Annotated in this window: 20 protein-coding genes and 1 tRNA gene; 7 read left to right on the plus strand and 14 right to left on the minus strand. The window is 63.2% G+C overall.

What is annotated here, in order from left to right:
- Positions 1 to 172 precede the first annotated feature (172 nt).
- Complete coding sequence (gene pnp / locus FHR23_RS04305) at positions 173 to 2458, plus strand: polyribonucleotide nucleotidyltransferase (protein ID WP_184001659.1); 2286 nt, start codon at positions 173 to 175, stop codon at positions 2456 to 2458.
- A 147-nt stretch (positions 2459 to 2605) separates the two neighbouring features.
- Positions 2606 to 3628 (plus strand): sensor histidine kinase, encoded by a 1023-nt coding sequence (locus FHR23_RS04310; RefSeq protein ID WP_184001660.1) that lies wholly within the window; start codon positions 2606 to 2608, stop codon positions 3626 to 3628.
- A gap of 2 nt (positions 3629 to 3630) precedes the next feature.
- Here FHR23_RS04310 and FHR23_RS04315 read toward each other — a convergent pair whose 3' ends face one another.
- Positions 3631 to 4329 carry a hypothetical protein gene (locus FHR23_RS04315; protein ID WP_221227340.1) on the minus strand — a complete coding sequence of 233 codons (699 nt, stop codon included), beginning with the start codon at positions 4327 to 4329 and terminating at the stop codon, positions 3631 to 3633.
- Positions 4330 to 4379: 50 nt separating this feature from the next.
- The gene (locus tag FHR23_RS04320) at positions 4380 to 5150 is read right to left on the minus strand and encodes a class II aldolase/adducin family protein (RefSeq protein ID WP_184001662.1); all 771 of its coding nucleotides are present in this window, start codon (positions 5148 to 5150) and stop codon (positions 4380 to 4382) included.
- A gap of 99 nt (positions 5151 to 5249) precedes the next feature.
- Here FHR23_RS04320 and FHR23_RS04325 point away from each other — a divergent pair, with 99 nt between their 5' ends.
- Positions 5250 to 6209: an NAD-dependent epimerase/dehydratase family protein gene (locus FHR23_RS04325; RefSeq protein ID WP_184001663.1), complete on the plus strand. Its 960-nt coding sequence runs from the start codon at positions 5250 to 5252 to the stop codon at positions 6207 to 6209.
- A gap of 12 nt (positions 6210 to 6221) precedes the next feature.
- Here the strand turns inward: FHR23_RS04325 and FHR23_RS04330 are convergent, their stop codons facing one another.
- Positions 6222 to 6698, minus strand: coding sequence for a DUF6456 domain-containing protein (locus FHR23_RS04330; protein ID WP_184001664.1), 477 nt, complete (start codon positions 6696 to 6698; stop codon positions 6222 to 6224).
- 91 nt (positions 6699 to 6789) lie between these two features.
- Between FHR23_RS04330 and FHR23_RS04335 the strand changes: the two genes are divergently transcribed.
- Entirely contained in the window at positions 6790 to 7353 is a 564-nt protein-coding gene (locus tag FHR23_RS04335; protein WP_184001665.1) for a helix-turn-helix domain-containing protein, read from the plus strand.
- 18 nt (positions 7354 to 7371) lie between these two features.
- Here the strand turns inward: FHR23_RS04335 and FHR23_RS04340 are convergent.
- The 8 genes from FHR23_RS04340 to FHR23_RS04375 all read right to left on the minus strand — a co-directional run bounded on the left by FHR23_RS04340 (position 7372) and on the right by FHR23_RS04375 (position 13221).
- Positions 7372 to 7447 (minus strand) — tRNA-Val (locus FHR23_RS04340).
- A gap of 82 nt (positions 7448 to 7529) precedes the next feature.
- Entirely contained in the window at positions 7530 to 8549 is a 1020-nt protein-coding gene (locus FHR23_RS04345; protein ID WP_221227341.1) for a helix-turn-helix domain-containing protein, read from the minus strand.
- 35 nt (positions 8550 to 8584) lie between these two features.
- Complete coding sequence (locus FHR23_RS04350) at positions 8585 to 9517, minus strand: hypothetical protein (protein WP_184001667.1); 933 nt, start codon at positions 9515 to 9517, stop codon at positions 8585 to 8587.
- A 78-nt stretch (positions 9518 to 9595) separates the two neighbouring features.
- Complete coding sequence (locus FHR23_RS04355) at positions 9596 to 11071, minus strand: NAD(P)(+) transhydrogenase (Re/Si-specific) subunit beta (RefSeq protein WP_184001668.1); 1476 nt, start codon at positions 11069 to 11071, stop codon at positions 9596 to 9598.
- Positions 11072 to 11194: 123 nt separating this feature from the next.
- Complete coding sequence (locus FHR23_RS04360) at positions 11195 to 11494, minus strand: NAD(P) transhydrogenase subunit alpha part 2 (RefSeq protein WP_184001669.1); 300 nt, start codon at positions 11492 to 11494, stop codon at positions 11195 to 11197.
- Positions 11494 to 11844 (minus strand): endonuclease domain-containing protein, encoded by a 351-nt coding sequence (locus FHR23_RS04365; RefSeq protein ID WP_246359679.1) that lies wholly within the window; start codon positions 11842 to 11844, stop codon positions 11494 to 11496. Before FHR23_RS04365 ends, FHR23_RS04360 begins: the two co-directional genes overlap by 1 nt.
- A gap of 122 nt (positions 11845 to 11966) precedes the next feature.
- Positions 11967 to 13094: a Re/Si-specific NAD(P)(+) transhydrogenase subunit alpha gene (locus FHR23_RS04370; RefSeq protein ID WP_184001671.1), complete on the minus strand. Its 1128-nt coding sequence runs from the start codon at positions 13092 to 13094 to the stop codon at positions 11967 to 11969.
- A gap of 1 nt (position 13095) precedes the next feature.
- Positions 13096 to 13221: an aa3-type cytochrome c oxidase subunit IV gene (locus FHR23_RS04375; protein WP_184001672.1), complete on the minus strand. Its 126-nt coding sequence runs from the start codon at positions 13219 to 13221 to the stop codon at positions 13096 to 13098.
- 152 nt (positions 13222 to 13373) lie between these two features.
- Between FHR23_RS04375 and FHR23_RS04380 the strand changes: the two genes are divergently transcribed.
- Genes FHR23_RS04380 through FHR23_RS04390 form a run of 3 tightly spaced genes read left to right on the plus strand, consistent with a single transcriptional unit; the run spans position 13374 to position 16043 of the window.
- On the plus strand, positions 13374 to 14804 hold the full coding sequence (locus FHR23_RS04380) for a sigma-54-dependent transcriptional regulator (RefSeq protein ID WP_184001673.1): 1431 nt from the start codon (positions 13374 to 13376) through the stop codon (positions 14802 to 14804).
- Between the two features lie 35 nt (positions 14805 to 14839).
- Entirely contained in the window at positions 14840 to 15367 is a 528-nt protein-coding gene (locus tag FHR23_RS04385) for a DUF3833 family protein (RefSeq protein WP_184001674.1), read from the plus strand.
- A 43-nt stretch (positions 15368 to 15410) separates the two neighbouring features.
- The gene (locus FHR23_RS04390; protein ID WP_184001675.1) at positions 15411 to 16043 is read left to right on the plus strand and encodes a DUF6445 family protein; all 633 of its coding nucleotides are present in this window, start codon (positions 15411 to 15413) and stop codon (positions 16041 to 16043) included.
- Here FHR23_RS04390 and FHR23_RS04395 read toward each other — a convergent pair.
- From FHR23_RS04395 to FHR23_RS04405, 3 genes are read right to left on the minus strand one after another with little or no spacing between them, the layout of a single operon-like run.
- Positions 16032 to 17459 (minus strand): UdgX family uracil-DNA binding protein, encoded by a 1428-nt coding sequence (locus FHR23_RS04395; RefSeq protein ID WP_184001676.1) that lies wholly within the window; start codon positions 17457 to 17459, stop codon positions 16032 to 16034. The two genes, FHR23_RS04390 and FHR23_RS04395, sit on opposite strands and share 12 nt — an antisense overlap.
- Positions 17460 to 17942, minus strand: coding sequence for a hemerythrin domain-containing protein (locus FHR23_RS04400; RefSeq protein ID WP_184001677.1), 483 nt, complete (start codon positions 17940 to 17942; stop codon positions 17460 to 17462).
- A gap of 59 nt (positions 17943 to 18001) precedes the next feature.
- Positions 18002 to 19249, minus strand: coding sequence for a putative DNA modification/repair radical SAM protein (locus tag FHR23_RS04405; RefSeq protein ID WP_184001678.1), 1248 nt, complete (start codon positions 19247 to 19249; stop codon positions 18002 to 18004).
- Positions 19250 to 19302 lie beyond the last annotated feature (53 nt).

A 19302-nucleotide genomic window follows, 5' to 3' on the forward strand; every position in this document is an offset into this window, starting at 1 on the left:
ATACGCCCGTTACGATCCACCGACAGGGCCGGATCGGCACATAAGACAGGAACGCGGGGGCAATCCGGCCTTGGCGTTCAACCGGGGCCGGACGCGCCCCGAACCGTGCGGACCGGCTAGTCCGCAAATAGCTGCCCCGGCGGCATAGGGTCGCCGGTGAAAAGGAATATCCATGTTTAATATGAAAAAGGTAGAAATGGAGTGGGGCGGACAGACCCTCACTCTGGAAACCGGCCGCGTCGCCCGTCAGGCCGATGGTGCGGTCCTCGCAACCCTCGGCGAAACGGTCGTGCTGTGCGCCGTCACCGCCGCCAAGTCGGTCAAGGAAGGGCAGGACTTCTTTCCGCTGACCGTCCATTATCAGGAAAAATTCTCGTCGGCCGGGCGCATCCCCGGTGGCTTCTTCAAGCGTGAGCGCGGCGCCACCGAAAAGGAAACGCTGACCAGCCGTCTGATCGACCGTCCGGTCCGCCCGCTCTTCCCCGAAGGTTTCTACAACGAAATCAACGTCATCTGTCAGGTTCTCTCCTATGATGGCGAGAATGAGCCCGACATCGTCGCGATGATCGCGGCGTCGGCGGCGCTGACCATTTCGGGCGTGCCGTTCATGGGTCCGATCGCCGGTGCGCGCGTCGGCTATGCGGACGGCGAATATGTCCTCAACCCGACCATGGCCGAAGCGGCCGAGGGCGATCTCGACCTCGTCGTTGCCGGGACCGGCAATGCCGTGATGATGGTCGAATCCGAAGCCAATGAGCTGTCGGAAGAGGTGATGCTGGGCGGCGTGATGTTCGCGCATGCCGAGATCAAGAAGGTCGTGAACCTGATCATCGACCTCGCCGAACAGGCCGCCAAGGAGCCGTGGGAAATCGCCGACAAGGGCGACCAGTCGGCGCTGAAGGCGAAGATCAAGGATCTGGTCGGCAGCGACATCGCCGCCGCCTACAAGAAGACCGACAAGTCCGAACGTTCGGCCGCGCTGAACGAAGCCCGCGCCAAGGTGAAGACCGCCTTTGCCGAGGCCGAGGGTCAGGAACAGATGGCCGCCGGCAAGATGCTCAAGAAGCTTGAGGCCGAAATCGTCCGCGGTGCGATCCTGAAGGACGGCAGCCGTATCGACGGCCGCAATACGAAGCAGGTCCGCCCGATCGAGGCGATGGTCCACTTCCTGCCGCGCACCCATGGTTCGGCGCTGTTCACCCGCGGTGAAACGCAGGCGATCTGCACGACCACGCTGGGTACCAAGGACAGCGAGCAGATGATCGACGGGCTGGAAGGCCTGACCTATTCGCACTTCATGCTGCACTATAACTTCCCGCCCTATTCGGTCGGCGAAGTCGGCCGCTTCGGCGCGCCGGGCCGTCGTGAGATCGGCCATGGCAAGCTGGCGTGGCGTGCGCTGCACCGCGTGCTGCCGTCGAAGGAAGAGTTCCCCTATACCATCCGCGTGCTGTCCGACATCACCGAATCCAACGGCTCTTCGTCGATGGCGACGGTATGCGGCGGTTCGCTGTCGATGATGGACGCGGGCGTTCCGCTGAAGCGTCCGGTGTCGGGCATCGCCATGGGCCTGATCCTGGAAGGCGACGAGTTCGCCATCCTGTCGGACATTCTCGGCGACGAGGATCACCTCGGCGATATGGACTTCAAGGTTGCGGGCACCAGCGAGGGCATCACTTCGCTGCAGATGGACATCAAGGTCGCCGGTATTACCGAGGAGATCATGAAGGTCGCGCTGGCTCAGGCAAACGAAGGTCGCGCGCACATCCTCGGCGAAATGGCCAAGGCGCTCGATCACACCCGTGAAGAGCTGTCCGCACACGCACCGCGTATCGAAACGATGCAGATCGACAAATCGAAGATCCGCGACGTCATCGGCACGGGCGGCAAGGTCATCCGCGAAATCGTCGCGGAAACCGGCGCCAAGGTCGATATCGACGATGAAGGCGTCATCAAGGTGTCCTCGTCCGACCTGTCGCAGATCGAAGCGGCGATGAACTGGATCAAGGGCATCGTCGAAGAACCGGAAGTCGGCAAGATCTACACCGGCAAGGTAGTCAATCTGGTCGATTTCGGAGCGTTCGTGAACTTCATGGGCGGCAAGGACGGTCTCGTCCACGTTTCCGAAATCAAGAATGAGCGCGTCGAAAAGGTTGCCGACGAACTGTCCGAGGGTCAGGAAGTCAAGGTCAAGGTGCTGGAGATCGATCCGCGCGGCAAGGTTCGCCTGTCGATGCGCGTCGTTGATCAGGAAACCGGCGAGGAACTGGAAGACACCCGTCCGCCGCGCGAACCGCGTGGCGATCGCGGGGATCGTCCCCGTCGCGACCGGGGCGACCGCGGTGATCGCGGCGGCCGTCGCGATCGCGGACCGCGTCGCGATCGCGGTGAGCGTTCGGAAAAGAAGGATGACGACGGCGGCGATATCGGCCTGCCGTCCTTCATCACCGAAGACTGATCGCGAACAGACCGATCCGTTCGAAAGGGGAGCCTTAACCGGCTCCCCTTTTTTTGTTTCGGTTACGACATTAATAATCTTGCTCTCGATCAAGTACAGACTAAGGAAAAACCCCTAGGGGTGAGAAGAAAGGGGCAGTCGCGGTTCATGCGTACACCGGCACGCTCGCCTGATCGCGAGCCATTTCTGGAACGGCTGCCATTGGCGCGCGACCGTCCGTGGATCGCTGCGCTGGTGATGGCTGGACTGGTTGCGTTTGCGCTCTTTCTGCGGGTTGCGTCTGCCGAAAGTCTCCCCCCCGGCTTTCCCTATGTCACCTTCTTCCCGGCCGTCGTCGTCACCTCATTTCTGTTCGGGGCGCGTTGGGGAAGTGTGGCCGCCCTGATCTGCGGAATCTTCTCCTGGTATTTCTTCATCCCGCCCGAATTCAGCTTCCGACTGGTTTCAGGCGGCTTTATCGCGCTTGGCTTTTATACGTTCGTCGTCGTCACCGATATCGTGATCATCCACTGGATGCAGCGTGCCAATACCAAGCTGGCGAACGAACGCGAACGCAGCCGGGCGCTCGCCGAAACGCGCCAATTGTTGTTCCGCGAACTGCAACACCGGGTTTCGAACAACCTGCAGGTCGCGGCCGGGTTGCTTGCCATCCAGAAGCGGCAAATCACCGATGAACGCGGTCGGCTGGCGCTGGACGAGGCTTCGCGACGCCTGGGCCTGATCGGCCGGATCAGCCGCCAGCTTTACAGCGCCGACGGCGCAACGCGCACGATGCAGGAGTTTCTCGAACCGCTTTGCGCCGATGTGCTCGAAGCAAGCGGCCGCAACGGCATTCGCTGCACCGTTCAGGTGGAGCATGACGCCCCGCTTTCGTCCGATGCCGCTGTCCCGCTGGCGCTGATCGTCGCCGAAGCCATTGCCAACGCCATCGAACATGGGTTCCGCGATCGCGACACCGGCCATATCGAAGTCATTCTGGCGCGCGAAGGTGACGAACTGGTGGCGATCGAGGTGCGCGACAACGGTCACGGCCTGCCCCCCGATTTCGATATCGAGGCAAGCGACAGTCTGGGCCTGAAAATCGCCACCATGCTGGCCGGGCAGTTGAACGGCAATTTCGCGCTGACCGGCGGCAGGGGCACGACCGCGCGGCTGACGCTGCCGGTGTGATCCTATTGGCTTTCGTCCGGGGGATACCAGTTCGGCCCACCCGGCAGATCCTTGCCAGGCGCAAAACGCTGCACAGCCTGATACAGTAGCTTTTTCAGCCGGTCATAATGCGAACTGCAATTGCCGGCTCCGGACGTGATCTTCGTTCCGCGAATACGCTCGAACGCCACAGGGTTTCCATCAAGGCATATCCCATCCGCATCTCCCGCCCACCCATCGGTCAGGATATCGATCCGGTGCATCAGGGCACGGAAATCGCGTGCGGGCATGAAAAAGGCCCGCTGGTGTGTGACAGCCCCGTCCTGTTGCTTATCGGCCATAACGAAAATGCCGTTCGCCTGTTTCGCATTTGGCTGAGGAAGCCACAGGACGACACCGTATCTGACGCCCCTCAGGGCGGGCATGGAAATAAAACGTAGTCCGTTCCCGTGCAGATCGGCCAGCGACGGCATTACGGAAAGCAGGGGCCGCGCTTCTTCACGAAAATACGGGTCATCATTCAACGCCCATGGCGAATCGTGCGTCCGGGTTTGTTCGATTAATTTTGCGCGTTCCTGACGGTGGCGATACCACTCCCGCCCCGCCACGACCGTAACCAGAAGAATTTCTGCCAGTATAAGCGCGGTTGTCACATAGCCGATACGATGAAGCCAGCGCAGCCATCGGGGCCGTCTTCCGACATCGAAACGCATGTCCGGCATTCTTCCCCTCTTCGCATCGATACATGGCGAATGGCATCCCGCGCGCGCCCTCACTCCCGATAAGACGGGTCGATGCGGTCGAGCTTGCGCAGCAGCGCGGGCCAGGCCAGCGCTTTCGCCAGCATCGCCTGTCCGGCGGGCGGCGACTGTTCGGCGACCTTGCGATCCACGCCCTGCGGCGGGGTGTTGAGGCCGTCGCGCCCGGCGGCCAGCATATGTACCTGCGCCTCGCAGGCGCGCTCCAGAAAATAAAGGCGCAGGAAACAGGACGCGACGCTGTCTCCCACCGTCAGCGTACCGTGGTTGCGCAACAGCATCGCGTGCCGTTCGCCCAGATCGGCGACCAGCCGTTCGCGCTCGTCATGGTCGGTCGCGATGCCTTCATAGTCGTGATAGGCCAGATCGTGCTGCGCGATCATCGCCGTCTGGGTGTGCGGCAACAGCCCGCATTCCATCGCCGAGACCGCCTGCCCGTACGGCGTATGCAGGTGCATCACCGCCTGCGCATCATCGCGCGCCATGTGGATCGCCGAATGGATGGTGAAGCCGGCCGGATTGACCGGACTGTCGCTCGCCCCGACGGGCAACCCCTTGGTATCGATCCTGACGAGGCTGGAGGCGGTGATTTCCCCGAACATCTGATTGTACGGGTTGATCAGGAAGTGATGCTCCGGCCCCGGCACCCGCGCCGACAGATGCGTGAAAATCAGATCGTCCCAGCCATAAAGCGCGACCAGTCGATAGGCCGCTGCCAGATCGACCCGCACCGCCCATTCCGCCTCATCGATTGCCGCCGGGCGCGTTTCCATCACGGTTGCCATGCATCGCTCTCCTGTATTTTCGCGCGAGTATAACCCTGTATAGAGACGCTCACAATCGCGGCCCGATGAACGGCGGCCCGAACACGAAGGGGGAAGGCCATGCGGATATTGCTCACCGGATCGTCGGGCTGGCTGGGCCGGTTTCTCGCTCCAGGGCTGAAAGCGGCGGGCCATGGCGTCATCGGGCTGGACATCGCACCGGGCATGCATACCGACCTGGTAGGCTCGGTCGCCGACGCGGACACGGTCGCACGCGCTTTCGCCATGGGCGTCGACGCGGTGATCCATGCGGGCGCACTGCACAAACCCGACATTGCGCACATGCCCGAACAGGCCTTTATCGACGTTAACGTCACCGGGACGCGCAACCTGCTCGAAGCGGCGGCAAGGGCCGGGCATAACCGCTTCGTCTTCACCTCCACCACCTCGCTGATGATCAGTCAGGCCATCCGCGACGAGACGAGCGAGGAAGCCGTCTGGCTGGACGAATCGACCGGGCCGCTGGCCCCGCGTAATATCTATGGCGTGACAAAGCTTGCCGCCGAGGGGCTGTGCCGCCTCTACGCCGCCGATCGAGGGCTGGCCTGTGTCGTGCTGCGTACCGCGCGTTTCTTTCCCGAAGACGACGACACGCATAGCACTCCGCCGGGCGACAATCTGAAGGCCATCGAGTTTCTTCATCGCCGCCTGACGGTGGAGGATGCCGCCGACGCGCATATCGCGGCCCTGGAACGCGCTCCTGAACTCGGTTTCGACACCTTCATCCTGTCGGCTCCCACCCCGTTTACGCGCAAGGAAGCGGCGCTGTTGAAACGCGATGCCGCAAGCGTGATCGCGCGACATTTCCCCGACGCTCCTGCGCTTTTCGCCAAACGCGGATGGACACTGCCTGCAACCATCGGGCGGGTTTATGACGCCGGCCATGCCGAAAAGCGGCTGGGCTTTCGCTGCAAAACGGGCTTTGCCGAAATCCTCGATGCGTTGCGCGAAGGACGCCGCCTGCCCTTCGTGCACGATCCGTCCTATGTCGCGCCCAAGGACAAAATGCCGCAATCCTGATCCCGGTCGCGCTCAGCGAATACCGTAAAACGTCGCTACCCGGTCGAGCGCGAGGCAGAGCACCAGCTTGCCCGACCGTGCGGGCCAGCCCAGCCCCTTTTCCGCAGTCGGCAATCCTTCGCCCGCACACACCACACGCCACAGAATATCGCTCAGCCCCGGCCCGGCGGCCTGCGTCGCAGCATCGAAACGGCGTTTTGCGGATAGCTGCGCCAGTGTCGGATCATCCGCTTGCGCCGGGCCGCGTCGTCCGCGTGCTGCGGGCGCGGCATCCCAGCGCATAGTAACGCTCGGCCCCAGCGAAGCGCGCTCATAATCGCCGCGCAGCCGCTCGCCCGCCTCGAACTGGCGTGCATCGACATGGCCGCGCGCACGCAGCCAGCTCAGCGGCGATTCGGCCAGATTGACGGTAACGCTGCGCCCCCGGCGGCCCGCCGCCCGATCCGTGATCCGGCCATCCACCATTGCCCGTTCTGCCAGTGCCCGCATCGCTGTTCTCCCATGCCGATTCGCAAAACCTCTTGCCATGCAGGATCGTTTGTAGGACAGAAGAAACCGATATGGTTCATTGGGGGCTGTCATGATCACCGCTATCCGCGATGTACGCCGTGCGAAGAAACTGACGCTGGAGGATGTCGCCCAACGCTGCGATCCGCCGACCACCGCGCAGACCATCGGGCGGCTGGAAACCGGCACCCGGACGGTATCCGTCGCCTGGCTCAACAGGATTGCAGCGGCATTGGGCGTCGATGCAAGCGATCTGGTCAAGCTGCCTGAACGCCCCGACCTGTCGGTCGCCGCAACCCTCGACGGCAGCGGTGCACAGGCCCCGCGACACAGCGAAACCGTACCGCCGCCTGCGGTCGAACCGGAAATGGTGGCGGTGCGGGTGACCGGCGCGACCGGCGACTATCGTGCGGGCGATCAGCTATGGTGCCTTCGCCTCGCCCCGGATGCGTTCGGACGGGCGCTTAACCGTGACATATTGGCACCGCGACCGGCGGGACGTTTCGCCTTTGGTCGCCTGATCGGAGTGGAAGGCAGTCGCCTGCAACTGCTGCCGCCCGGACCGGGCCAGCGTCAGGTGATTATCGCCGAAGCACCGTGGATCGCTGTCGCGGCACGGCTTGTGCGCGAACTGTAAAAAGACGTTTTGGGAAAATGGTGGGCGGTGACGGGTTCGAACCGCCGACCCTCTCGGTGTAAACGAGATGCTCTACCAGCTGAGCTAACCGCCCGGACGTGAAGCGCGGCGATAATCGGGTTGCGGCAAAATCGCAAGCGCAGGATTGCCTTACGCCTGCATTTTACGCTCCGACCCTACACCGTAATCAGGCCCGCCCTGCCGATATCCGTCCAGTAACGGTTCATCGCACCACATGCCTCTTCGCTCAGCCCGATATAGACCCGGCGACGGTCCAGCGGGTCGGCCTGCCGTTCGAACAGCCCTGCTTCGGTCATGCTGGTGATCCATCGCAACGCCGTGGTCGGCGGCACCGCAGCGGCGATACACAGGCTCGACACCGACACGCGCGCATGTTCCAGCTTCGCCGCATAGAGGTCGAGCAGCATGTCCCAGGCCGGATCGGCAAACAGCCCCGCATCGAAAACCTGATCGCGCAAGCGCCGCGCGCGGATCGTCTTGCGTACCGTCGCCGCATCGACCGGCATCGCTCCGGCTGCGGGCGGCGGCGCGCCATAAGCCGGGGCGCGGTCCTTCACAACGCCGTTTTGCCCATCTCCACCATCATGCTGCGTCAGCCGGGCGAGCGTTTCCGCGATCCGCGCCACTTCGTCGTTCAGCCGCCGCAACCGGTCCGATTCGCTTTCGCGCGTAATGTCGTTGACCGCGAGCGTACCCGATCGCCCGGCCAGCGCCAGCGCCGCCACCAGTTCGCTTCGCCCCGGATTGCACAGCAACTGGACATCGGGTCCGAACAATTGCGCGGCCACCGCGTCGATTCGCGTCTCATCGAAGCAGATGACGATCCGCGCCTGCGTTTCTTCCGCCAGGTGCGACGCCGCCGCGATGGCGCTGTCGAGCAGCGTCGCCGAAACCCGCATCGCGTCGATCAGGATGATATCCGCCGCCGCCTGCATCGCCAGCCGGTCGGCCGCGCCTTCGAACCGCACCGCCGCCGCCAGCCGCCCCCCGGCCAGCGTCACCGCCTCGCGCGCCTCTGCTTCGCCCGCATCGTCCCCGACGATCGCCACCACCGCGACCGCCATGCGCCGCGCATCCGCCGCCCTGTCCCCGTAATTCTGCATAGACGCCCCATAGTTCATGGTCTGTTCCGGCGTCATGCCCGGCATCTCCATATCGGACCAGTCAAACTCCATCCATTATGGAGGAGCTTCACGTAAATTGCGGAATTTCAGCCCCAGACGGCTTCGATATCCTCCTGCGTATCGCCCAGTAGCTGCCGGGCGGCATTGGCCAGACCGCAACAGTTCAGCACGAGCCACAAAAGCCCGGCCACTGCGGACAATATCCAAGTCAGGATCATGAAAAAGCTGAAATGCGACAGCATCTCCATACGCGCCTGTGAAGCGGCCGACAGTTGTTCGGGGTTGCTCATCCCACGCAACAGGCTGGCCATATAGCCTGCGCCTCCGATCGCATTGACCAGTACCATGACGACGATATTGATGATGAAAACGACGATGAAGGCGGCGAGCATCGCCCAGAAATTGCCGCGCGACAGCCGCCATGCCTCGCCGATCATGATCCGGCGGCGATAGACGGTCAGCGGAAAGGCAAGCGCGAACCGCACGCCCAGAAATGCCATCAGGACCAGGCTGCCCAGTCCCAACACGATGCTCAGCACAATCGCCAGCACACCCGGCCCGGCACTGCCGTTCGATCCCAGCCCCATGCCGACGGCACCGACCCCGGCGACCAGCGCGATTACGATCGAGATGCCGACCAGCAGAATAACCCACGCAATCCCGAACAGGATCGACAGGCCCAGCAGGCGCAGTTCGTCCATGCCCAGCCGCAAATAGCCGGCCGCCGATTCCTGCGGGCGCAAGACCGCGCGATAGATCGCGGCACTCAGCACCAGCATGACGATCAACTGCATCAGATACAGACCATAAATCTGCATCATCGCCGCCGCAAAATTTCCGGACGCAAAGGCATCTGCGCCCGTTCCCATCGCAGCGAAGTCGTTTTGCATTATCGACATCATCGGCAATCCGACCGCAACGGTCAGGATCAGGTAAACGCCGAACCAGATCGCCAGCGCCTTCGGCTTCGACCGTGCCGTTTCAAAGCCCGCGCCGATCACCGCACCGATATCGAGCATATTCTCCCGCCCCTTTTTTGCGCCCCGTATCACAACAGACTATCGGTTTTTACGGAGGCGGCAAGGACGGATGCGCGATCAGTCGAGCGCCTTCACAATCTCCTCGACCATCTTCTTGGCGTCGGACAACAGCATCATGGTATTGTCCTGATAGAAGACCTCGTTATCGACGCCCGCATAGCCGACACCGCCCATCGAGCGTTTGCAGAACAGCACCGTCTTGGCATTCGCCACATCCAGGATCGGCATGCCGTAGATCGGCGAGGATTTGTCGGTTTTCGCCGCCGGATTGGTGACGTCGTTCGCACCGATGACGAAGGCGACATCGGTCTGCGCGAATTCGCTGTTGATGTCCTCCAGCTCGAACACCTCGTCATAGGGCACGTTCGCCTCGGCAAGCAGCACGTTCATATGCCCCGGCATCCGTCCCGCGACCGGGTGGATGGCATATTTCACCGTGACGCCCTCTTCCTTCAGCTTGTCGGCCATTTCGCGCAGGACATGCTGCGCCTGCGCCACCGCCATGCCGTATCCGGGCACGATGATGACCTGTTCGGCCTGCTTCATCAGGAACGCCGCATCCTCCGCCGAACCGCGCTTCCACGGGCGGTCGATCTTCTCGCCCCCGCCACCGCCGCCCGCATCCTCCGCGCCGAACCCGCCCGCGATCACTGAAATGAAGCTGCGGTTCATCGCCCGGCACATGATGTAGGACAGGATCGCGCCCGACGACCCGACCAGCGCGCCGGTGATGATCATCGCCGTGTTGTGCAGCGTGAAGCCCATCGCCGCCGCCGCCCAGCCCGAATAGCTGTTGAGCATGCTGACCACGACCGGCATGTCCGCCCCGCCGATCGGGATGATCAGCAGGAAGCCGATGGCAAAGGCCAGCACCGTGATCGTCCAGAATATCCAGGGCGCCTGATCCTGCGTGAAGTACGCCACCAGCGCGAGAATCGCCGCCAGCACGCCCAGATTGAGGATATGACGGCCGGGCAGCAGGATCGGCTTACCCGACATATTGCCGTTCAGCTTGGCAAAGGCGATGATCGAGCCGCTGAACGTGATCGCGCCGATCGCGACGCCCAGCCCCATCTCGATCCGGCTCTGGACAAAGATCACGCCCGCCTCGGCAATGCCGAACGCACCGGGATTGAGGAACGCGGCGCCCGCCACCAGCACCGCCGCCAGCCCGACCAGCGAGTGAAAGGCCGCCACAAGTTGCGGCATAGCCGTCATCTGAATCCGCCGCGCGATGGTCAGGCCGATGGTTGCACCGATGGCAATGGCGACGAGGATTTCGCCTGCTGTAACCAGATCGACAAAATCTCCGTGCAACGCAATCGCTGGGCCGTGAGCACCGCTCAAACCGCCAAGCGGCACATGCGTCACCAGCGTCGTGATAATCGCAATGCCCATGCCGATCATGCCGAACCGGTTGCCGCGCCGACTGCTTTCCGGGCTGGACAGCCCGCGCAGCGCCAGGATGAAACATATCCCCGCGATCAGATAGGCCAGCGCCACCCAGGGATTGACCGGTGCTGTATGTTCCATTCCGTTCCGCTCCCCTTCAACCGTCATGCCAGCGCAGGCTGGCATCCATGTCCGTTGCGATCATGCCGTGTCCGCGTCTTGCGCCGCGACAGCCATGGACCCCGGCCTTCGCCGGGGGGACGCCTATTTCTTCGCCGCTACCGGGCGTTCCTTCTTCTTGTACATCGCCAGCATCCGCGCCGTGACCGCGAAGCCGCCGAAGATGTTGACGCTCGCCAGCACCACTGCCAGCAGCCCCAGCCATTTCGACACCGCCTCCCCCGCCGCCGCAGCCGCGATCAGCGCGCCGACGATAATCACGCTCGAAATCGCATTGGTCACCGCCATCAACGGCGTGTGCAGCGCGGGCGTCACCGACCAGACAACGTAATAGCCGACGAAACAGGCCAGTACGAAGATCGACAGGATCGCAATGAAGTCCATTATTCCTCCCCGGAACGGGGAGGGGGACCGCGATGCGCAGCATCGTGGTGGAGGGGGAGTGCCGCAAACGATACAATCGCCTCAACGACTGCATCCACATCACGAAGGACGTCGACGGCGCTCACCCGAAATACCCGGAACCCGTTCTCTTCCATAAACCGATCTCGCAGATCGTCTCGTACCGGTGCAGTTCCCCGGCTATGCGCCTCGCCATCCACTTCAACAGCCAGGCGCTGATTGAGACAGCAAAAATCGACGACATATGATCCAAGCGGGTGCTGCCGCCTGAACCGCAGTCCGGTTCTCGTACCCCGCAGACGCTGCCAGAGCTTTACCTCCGGTAAAGTCATAGAGCGCCTTAGTTGTCGAGCGGTTACAACTTCGGGTCGTAACGCAGCACGCACACCCCCTCCACCATGCTTCGCATGGTCCCCCTCCCCGTTCCGGGGAGGATGCAGTGCGCGCGATATCGTCACCCCAGCAACCGCTCGTTCACGACCTTGCCATCCTTTGTCACGCGGACGCCCTGCACGATCTCATCGTCATCGGGGAATACAGGCCGCTTCGCCTCGGCATCCCAGAAGGCGGAGAGGAAGTTATAGAGGTTGCGCGCGAACAGTGCGGAGGTGTCGGCGGCGAGGCGGCTGGGCACATTGCGGTGCCCGACGATCTTCACGCCATGCTTTTCGACAACTTCACCCGCGACCGCGCCTTCGACATTGCCGCCCTGCTCGACCGCCAGATCGACGATCACGCTGCCCGGCTTCATCGTCGCCAGTTGCGCGTCGGAAATCAGGCGCGGCGCGGGGCGTCCCGGAATCAGCGCGGTGGTGATGACGATATCCTGTTTGGCGATGTGGCTGGAAACCAGTTCGGCCTGCGCCTTTTTATACTCCTCGCTCATCTCGGTGGCATAGCCGCCGGTACCCTCGCCCTCGATGCCCTTCACTTCCTCGACGAAGATCGGCTTCGCGCCCAGCGACTGAATCTGCTCTTTCGTCGCGGCGCGCACATCGGTGGCCGACACCTGCGCGCCCAGCCGCCGTGCGGTGGCAATCGCCTGCAACCCGGCAACGCCCACGCCCATCACGAACACCCGCGCCGCCGACACCGTACCGGCCGCGGTCATCATCATCGGAAAGGCACGGCCATATTCGGCCGCCGCGTCGAGCACCGCCTTGTATCCCGACAGGTTCGATTGGGAGGACAATATGTCCATCGACTGCGCACGCGTGATGCGCGGCATGAATTCCATCGCCAGCGCCTCGATACCCAGCGCGGCATATTGGTCGATCCGCTCCCGCTCCCCGAACGGATTGAGGCCCGCGACCAGCCATGCCCCCTTGCCCATGCCGGTCAGGCTGTCGGGCGACGGCCCCTGCACGCCCAGCACGATATCGGCACCCGCCAGCACTTCGGCGCGCGATCCCAGTGTCGCACCCGCCTCCGCATAGGCGGCGTCCGCGCAGGATGCGGTTTCGCCCGCGCCCGTTTCGACCGCAAGTTCCGCACCCAGCGCTGCAAATTTCTTGATGGTTTCGGGCGTCGCGGCGACCCTGCGTTCGCCGGCCGTCTGTTCTTTCAGAACCGCAATCTTCATCTCACGGCGCGATCAGCCAGATGACGACCGCCGCGACGAAGAAACAGGCGACGCCGCCCCATTTCAGCATCGACATGACCGACCCATAGGTCTGCTCGTGCGCCTTGATGTCACCGTCACCGGCCATGCATCATCCCCCTGCACCTGATTGCTTTCGAACAATAGTAGCACAGCGAGGCGTTCGCTCAAGATAGTACCACAAGGGATGGTTTAAGCTCGCCTTTACGCCTTGTGCCTATGGTCGCTGTTCAGAATCGGGACAACGGGGACATTTCGGCAATGACGCGAGACGGACAGCGCATGCTGATGCTGATCGACGAGGAACCGGCACAGCGTCGGCTGGTCGCGGCGATCACGGCACGACGCGGGTGGCGCACGGTTTTTGCCGACAGCGCCGAACGCGCGCTGGCAACCCTGGGTACGCCCGACGGCATGGCGCTCGATGCGATCATTCTCGATCATTGGGGCACGGAAACCGATGCCGCCGCGCTGATTATCGAATTGCGGCGCAACCGCCCGCAACTGCCGATCCTGATGCTGACCGCCAATGAATCGGTGTCGGGTGCAGTCACCGCGATGCGCGCCGGTGCCACCGATTTTCTGGTCAAGCCGCTTGCCGCCGAACGCCTGCTCGCCGCGCTGGAGGCCGCGACCGGGGGCGAGGCGAAAGGCGAGTTGCGCCCGCTTTCCGAAAAACTGTCCGAACCGCTGGGGTTCGACGAAGTGGTCGGCTCCGCCCCCAAATTTCGCGCCGCACTTGCCATCGCGGCAAAGGCCGCAAGGGCGCGTGTGCCCGTGCTGATCGAGGGCGAAAGCGGCGTCGGCAAGGAAGTGGTGGCGGATGCCATCCACGCCGCCTCACCACGCCACAACAAACCTATCGTGCGGATCAACTGCGGCGCGATTCCCGCCAATCTGGTCGAATCCGAACTGTTCGGCCATGAAAAGGGTGCCTTTACCGGCGCGTTCGAACGCAAGATCGGGCGTTTCCGCGAAGCCGATGGCGGCACGCTGTTCCTCGATGAGGTCGGCGAAATGCCCCTCGACGCGCAGGTCAAGCTGCTGCGTGTGCTGCAATCGGGCGAGGTCCAGCCGATCGGCGCGCGCCACATCCATGAAGTCGATGTCCGCGTCATCGCCGCGACCAACAAACAACTCACCGAAGAAGTGGAGGCCGGTCGGTTTCGCGAAGACCTGTATTACCGCCTCAACGTCGTGCAGGTGACGATCCCTCCGCTGCGGGAGCGTGCGGGCGATATCGCCGCGCTGTCGCGACACTTGCTGGCGCGGATTGCCGAACAGCCGGGGCTGCGCCCGCTGGGCATTACCGACGACGCAATTGCGCTGCTCGGCAGCTATGACTGGCCCGGCAATGTCCGTCAGTTGCACAATGCGCTGTTTCGCGCCGCCGTGCTGTGCGAGGGCGATGCGCTGACCATGACCGACTTTCCGCAGATCGCCGAACTATCGGCGGCACGCGGCAGCGGGGGAACCACGACGCGGACCCGCTCGATGGGCGATGCGGGCGTCACCCTGTTCCATCCCGACGGGAATCTGCGCGCGCTGGAAGAGATTGAGGCCGATGTCATCCGCCTCGCCATCGGCCATTATCGCGGCCGCATGACGGAAGTGGCGCGCAGGCTGGGGATCGGCCGCTCGACACTCTATCGCAAGCTGGGTGAACTGGGCATCGATCAGAACGCGGCCTGATCGGGACTTTTGGCCTCTGCCCGCGTTGGGACAGCATGACCATCAAAAAAACCGTTCCGATGGCGGCGCTGCTGGGCCTTGCCGGTTGCGTATCGACGCCGCCCGTTCCCCAACCGACGCCCGGTGGTCCGGTGTTCGATCCGATCGCCTTCTTCACCGGAAGGACGGAAGGACACGCCACATTGCACAAGATATTTTCCGCGCCCCATGCGGTGCGGGTCGAAGGGCGTGGCCATGTCACTGCCGATGGCGTGCTGGTGCTCGATCAGAAGGTATTCGAGGAGGGGAAGAAGCCGACGAAACGGGAATGGCGCATCCACAAGGTCGCTCCCGGTCGCTACACGGGCACGCTGACCGATGCCAAAGGCCCGGTCGAAGCCGACGTTTCCGGCAACCGCCTGCACATCCGTTTCACGATGAAGGGCGGGTTTCCGACGCAGCAATGGCTGACGCTGGCCCCCGACGGCCAGTCCGCCGACAATATCATGCAGGTGCGCAAGCTGGGCCTGACCGTGGCAAGCCTGCACGAAACCATCCGCCGCCTGCCCGATACAACGCCCTGAACCGGGATTGCCGGGGACACCTTCGCTCTGCCATGAAGGCGCGATGCTGCCTTCGCTCCTAATCCTAGACGATTTTCTGCGCGACCCCCATGCGGTGCGGCGGCGCGCACTGGCGCTCACCTATGACCCGGCATTTAAAAAGGGCAATTATCCGGGGCTGATGTCCGGCGAGGCGCTGCCGCTCGGCGGACTGGACGCAGCGGTATCCGCGCGGATCGGCGTGCCGGTGACGGCATGTCCCGGCACCACCCATCTGCATTGCCGCCTGACGCTGGCCAGCGACAAGGGAAAAACCGGCGTCCATATCGATCCGTGCTTCTATTCGGGCATCCTCTATCTCAGCCTGCCCGAACATTGCCGCGGCGGCACCGAATTCTTCCGGCACAAGCCGACCGGGCTGGAGCGCATTCCGCAGGATGCCACCGCACTCGCCGCCACCGGCTATACCGACATCAACCGCCTGATCGAGGAGGTGGTGAACCGCGACACGACAAAGCCCGCGCGCTGGGAACGCACGATGCGCGTGCCGATGCGGTTCAACCGGCTGATCCTGTTCAGCCCGTGGATGTTCCACAATGCCGGGGCGGCGTTCGGCACGGCACCGGAAAACGGACGCCTGATCCAGACGCTGTTCTTCGCCGCCGCGAAGCAGCCGGTTCGCGCGTCAGGCGACTGACAAACGCTCAGCGTGCGCCTGTGCAGCTTTCAGATCCTCGATAAAGCGCGCCGTTTCCTCCGCTACCTTCCCGGCATCGGGTATGCGCAACAGATAGCTGGGATGGACCGTGATCCACCCCTCCCCGCCATCGGGCAAGGCAATCGGCCGCCCGCGTTCGCGCCCGATCGTCACCGTCCGCCCGGTCAGCGCGCGCGCCGCCGTCGCCCCCAGCGCCACCGTCAGTTTCGGGCGGACAAGCCGGCTTTCCTGTTCCAGCCACCAGCGGCAGGCGCTGATTTCGCCGCTGTCCGGTTTAGCGTGAATCCGCCGCTTGCCGCGCGGCGTGAATTTGAAATGCTTGACTGCGTTGGTGACATAAAGCCGCGCCCGGTCAACCCCCGCCTGCGCCAGCGCATCGTCGAGCACCTGCCCCGCCGGACCGACAAAGGGTCGCCCCGCCAGATCCTCCTGATCGCCGGGCTGTTCTCCGACCAGCATCATCGCCGCATCCAGCGGCCCTTCGCCGAACACCGTCTGCGTTGCGGCCTGACACAGCGGACATCGCGTACAATGCGCCGCTTCGTCGCGCAGCGCCGTCCACGCCGCCTCGATGGTGCCGTCTTTGCGCGGCACCACGGTTTCGATCATCCGTTCTTCACGTTGCCGCGCGCCCGCAATCAATTCGCCGATCAGCGCCGTTTCCGGCATGTTCTTCCAGTATTTGCGCGGCATTTCCTTCAGCATCGCCCCGGTCTTCAGCCGCGCGGGGTTGAAGATCGACGCGTAATAGGTCTTCCACACCGCCTCGACCGGATCGCCGTCGGGCGCATCGGCACGCGTCGCCCCCGGCCCTTCCTGCAATGCCGCGCCATCCCAGTGCAACGAGCATTCCGGCGTCAGGATCGACCAGCGCATTCCGGCAAAGCGATTGACGAAAAACGCCGCATTGGCCCTTACGATATGATGTTCGGGCTCAAACCAGGCTACGAACCGTTCGCCTGCATCGTCGGCTACCTCGCGAAAGCGGACAAAAGCGCGCATCTTGTGAATGTCACGGCGCACCTCTTTTGCCATGATCTCCAGCCGTCGGACCAGCGGGTCGGCTGCATCGTCGAGCAGGCGCGGCTCGCCGGTCAGTCGCACCAGCGCACGATAGGCAAGCGCAAAGCGTTCGGGATCGCGATGCAGCACTACGCTGCGCGCCAGATCGATAAAGCGTCGCGACACGCGGATATCCGCTGAAGTATCCGCTGAAGCGTCGGGCAACGGCGTCGGCGGCTGGGCAAACAGGTCGCCGGACGCGCCTTCCACCTGCCACATCACATCGTCAGGCGACACCCCGGCTGCGGCAAGAGCGCGCGCGGCGTTGCGCCAGCCGTCGAAATCGTCGGGCGCGGCCAGCCGCACACAGGCCGTCGCCGCGCCCGCTTTCATTTATTCGCGGCTGTCGCCGGATTCGGAATCTTCCGCCATTTCCAGCTCTTTGGGTTTGCGCTGTTCGAAAACCTTCGTGATGCGCTGCTCCTCCGCCTCGGACAGCCCCTTGGCGGCGGCGGGGAACATGTCTTCCTCTTCCTCATCGATATGATGTTCATAGCGATGACGCATTTCCTTGAACTTTGTCAGCCATGCGCCGGAGCTCATATCGGTATCGGCCAGTTCGCCCAGAAAATCGTCGATCTCCTTATGCTCCGAAACCGAATGCCGCGCATCGTCGCGCAGATCGGGATCGGCGAGCATCGCGGCGTACAGCGATTCTTCTTCCGCCGCCGCATGGGCGGACACTTCGACGCGGAACGCCTCGAAATATTTGCGCCGTTCCGCACTGTCGCCCGACGTATCCCCGATCCGTTCGAGCAGCTTGCGGTGCCGATCGTGATCGCGTTTCAGATCATCGAAAATCCTTGCGTCTGCCATTTCATTCTCCTGTTGCGGTTCAATCAGGGGAATAACCGGCCAGGGCGTGCGAAGGTTCATCACGCCGCAAACAATTCCAGTTGCTCGGCGCGTGGCGCGACCAGCGGGCGCAGGTCGGCGCGATCTGCCAGTGCTACCGGTCGCCAGTCCTCGGCGATCAGGAACGGACGGCATTTCTTCACCGACACGGTCAGCCGCGCGATATCGGCAAGCCGCAATCGTCGCCAGCGCCGGATGGCCAGAATCGCATCCACCGCTTTCACCCCCAGCCCGGGCACCCGCAACAACATTTCCCTTGGCGCGCGATTGACATCGACGGGAAAACGGTCGCGAAATTTCAGCGCCCAGGCAAGCTTGGGATCGATATCGAGCGGCAACATGCCGGTGCGGGCATCGGCGGCAGCCGCAACCTCATCGGGGCTATAGGCGTAAAAGCGCATCAGCCAGTCCGACTGATACAGCCGGTGTTCGCGCAGCAGCGGCGGGCGGCGCAGTGGCAGCACCACGCTGGGCTGCGGAATCGGGCTGAACGCCGAATAATAAACCCGCCGCAGGTTGAACCGGCCGTACAGTGCGGAGGCCCGCCGTACGATATCGCCATCGGTCGCGGCATCGGCACCGACGATCATCTGCGTCGACTGCCCGGCCGGTGCGAAGCGCGGTGCGGAACGATAGCGCCGCCGCGCGTCGTCACCGTCATCGATGGCATGGCGCATATCGCGCATCGCTCCTTCGATCCGGGTGCCCGATTTTTCCGGTGCCAGCCGTTTCAGTCCGCCTGCGGTCGGCAATTCGACATTGATCGATACCCGGTCGGCATACAGCCCTGCCTGCCGCACAAGATCGGGATCGGCATCGGGAATGGTTTTCAGATGGATATAGCCGCGAAAATCTTGCTCTTCGCGCAGCAGCCGCGCCGCTTCGACAATCTGCTCCATCGTATAGTCGGACGAACGGATGATGCCCGATGACAGAAACAGCCCCTCGATATAATTGCGCTTGTAGAACGCCATGGTCAGGTCAGCGACTTCCCGCGCCGTAAATCGCGCGCGGCGGACATTCGAACTGCGGCGGTTGATGCAGTAATGGCAGTCGAAAATGCAGCTGTTGGTCAACAGGATTTTCAACAGGCTGATACAGCGTCCGTCGGGTGCATAGGCATGGCAAATCCCCATCCCCTCGGTCGAGCCGATTGCCTTGCTGCCCGCCGATCCGCGTTTCGACGTTCCGGAAGAGGCGCAGGATGCATCATATTTCGCCGCATCGGCCAAAATCGAAAGCTTTTGCTGAACATCAAGCTGCGCCATATGTTCGCTATATGTTCTTTTCGTGCCCATGTCGACAGGATACGAAAACAAGT

It is taken from the genome of Stakelama sediminis (assembly GCF_014199335.1).
Lineage (GTDB): Bacteria > Pseudomonadota > Alphaproteobacteria > Sphingomonadales > Sphingomonadaceae > Sphingomonas > Sphingomonas sediminis.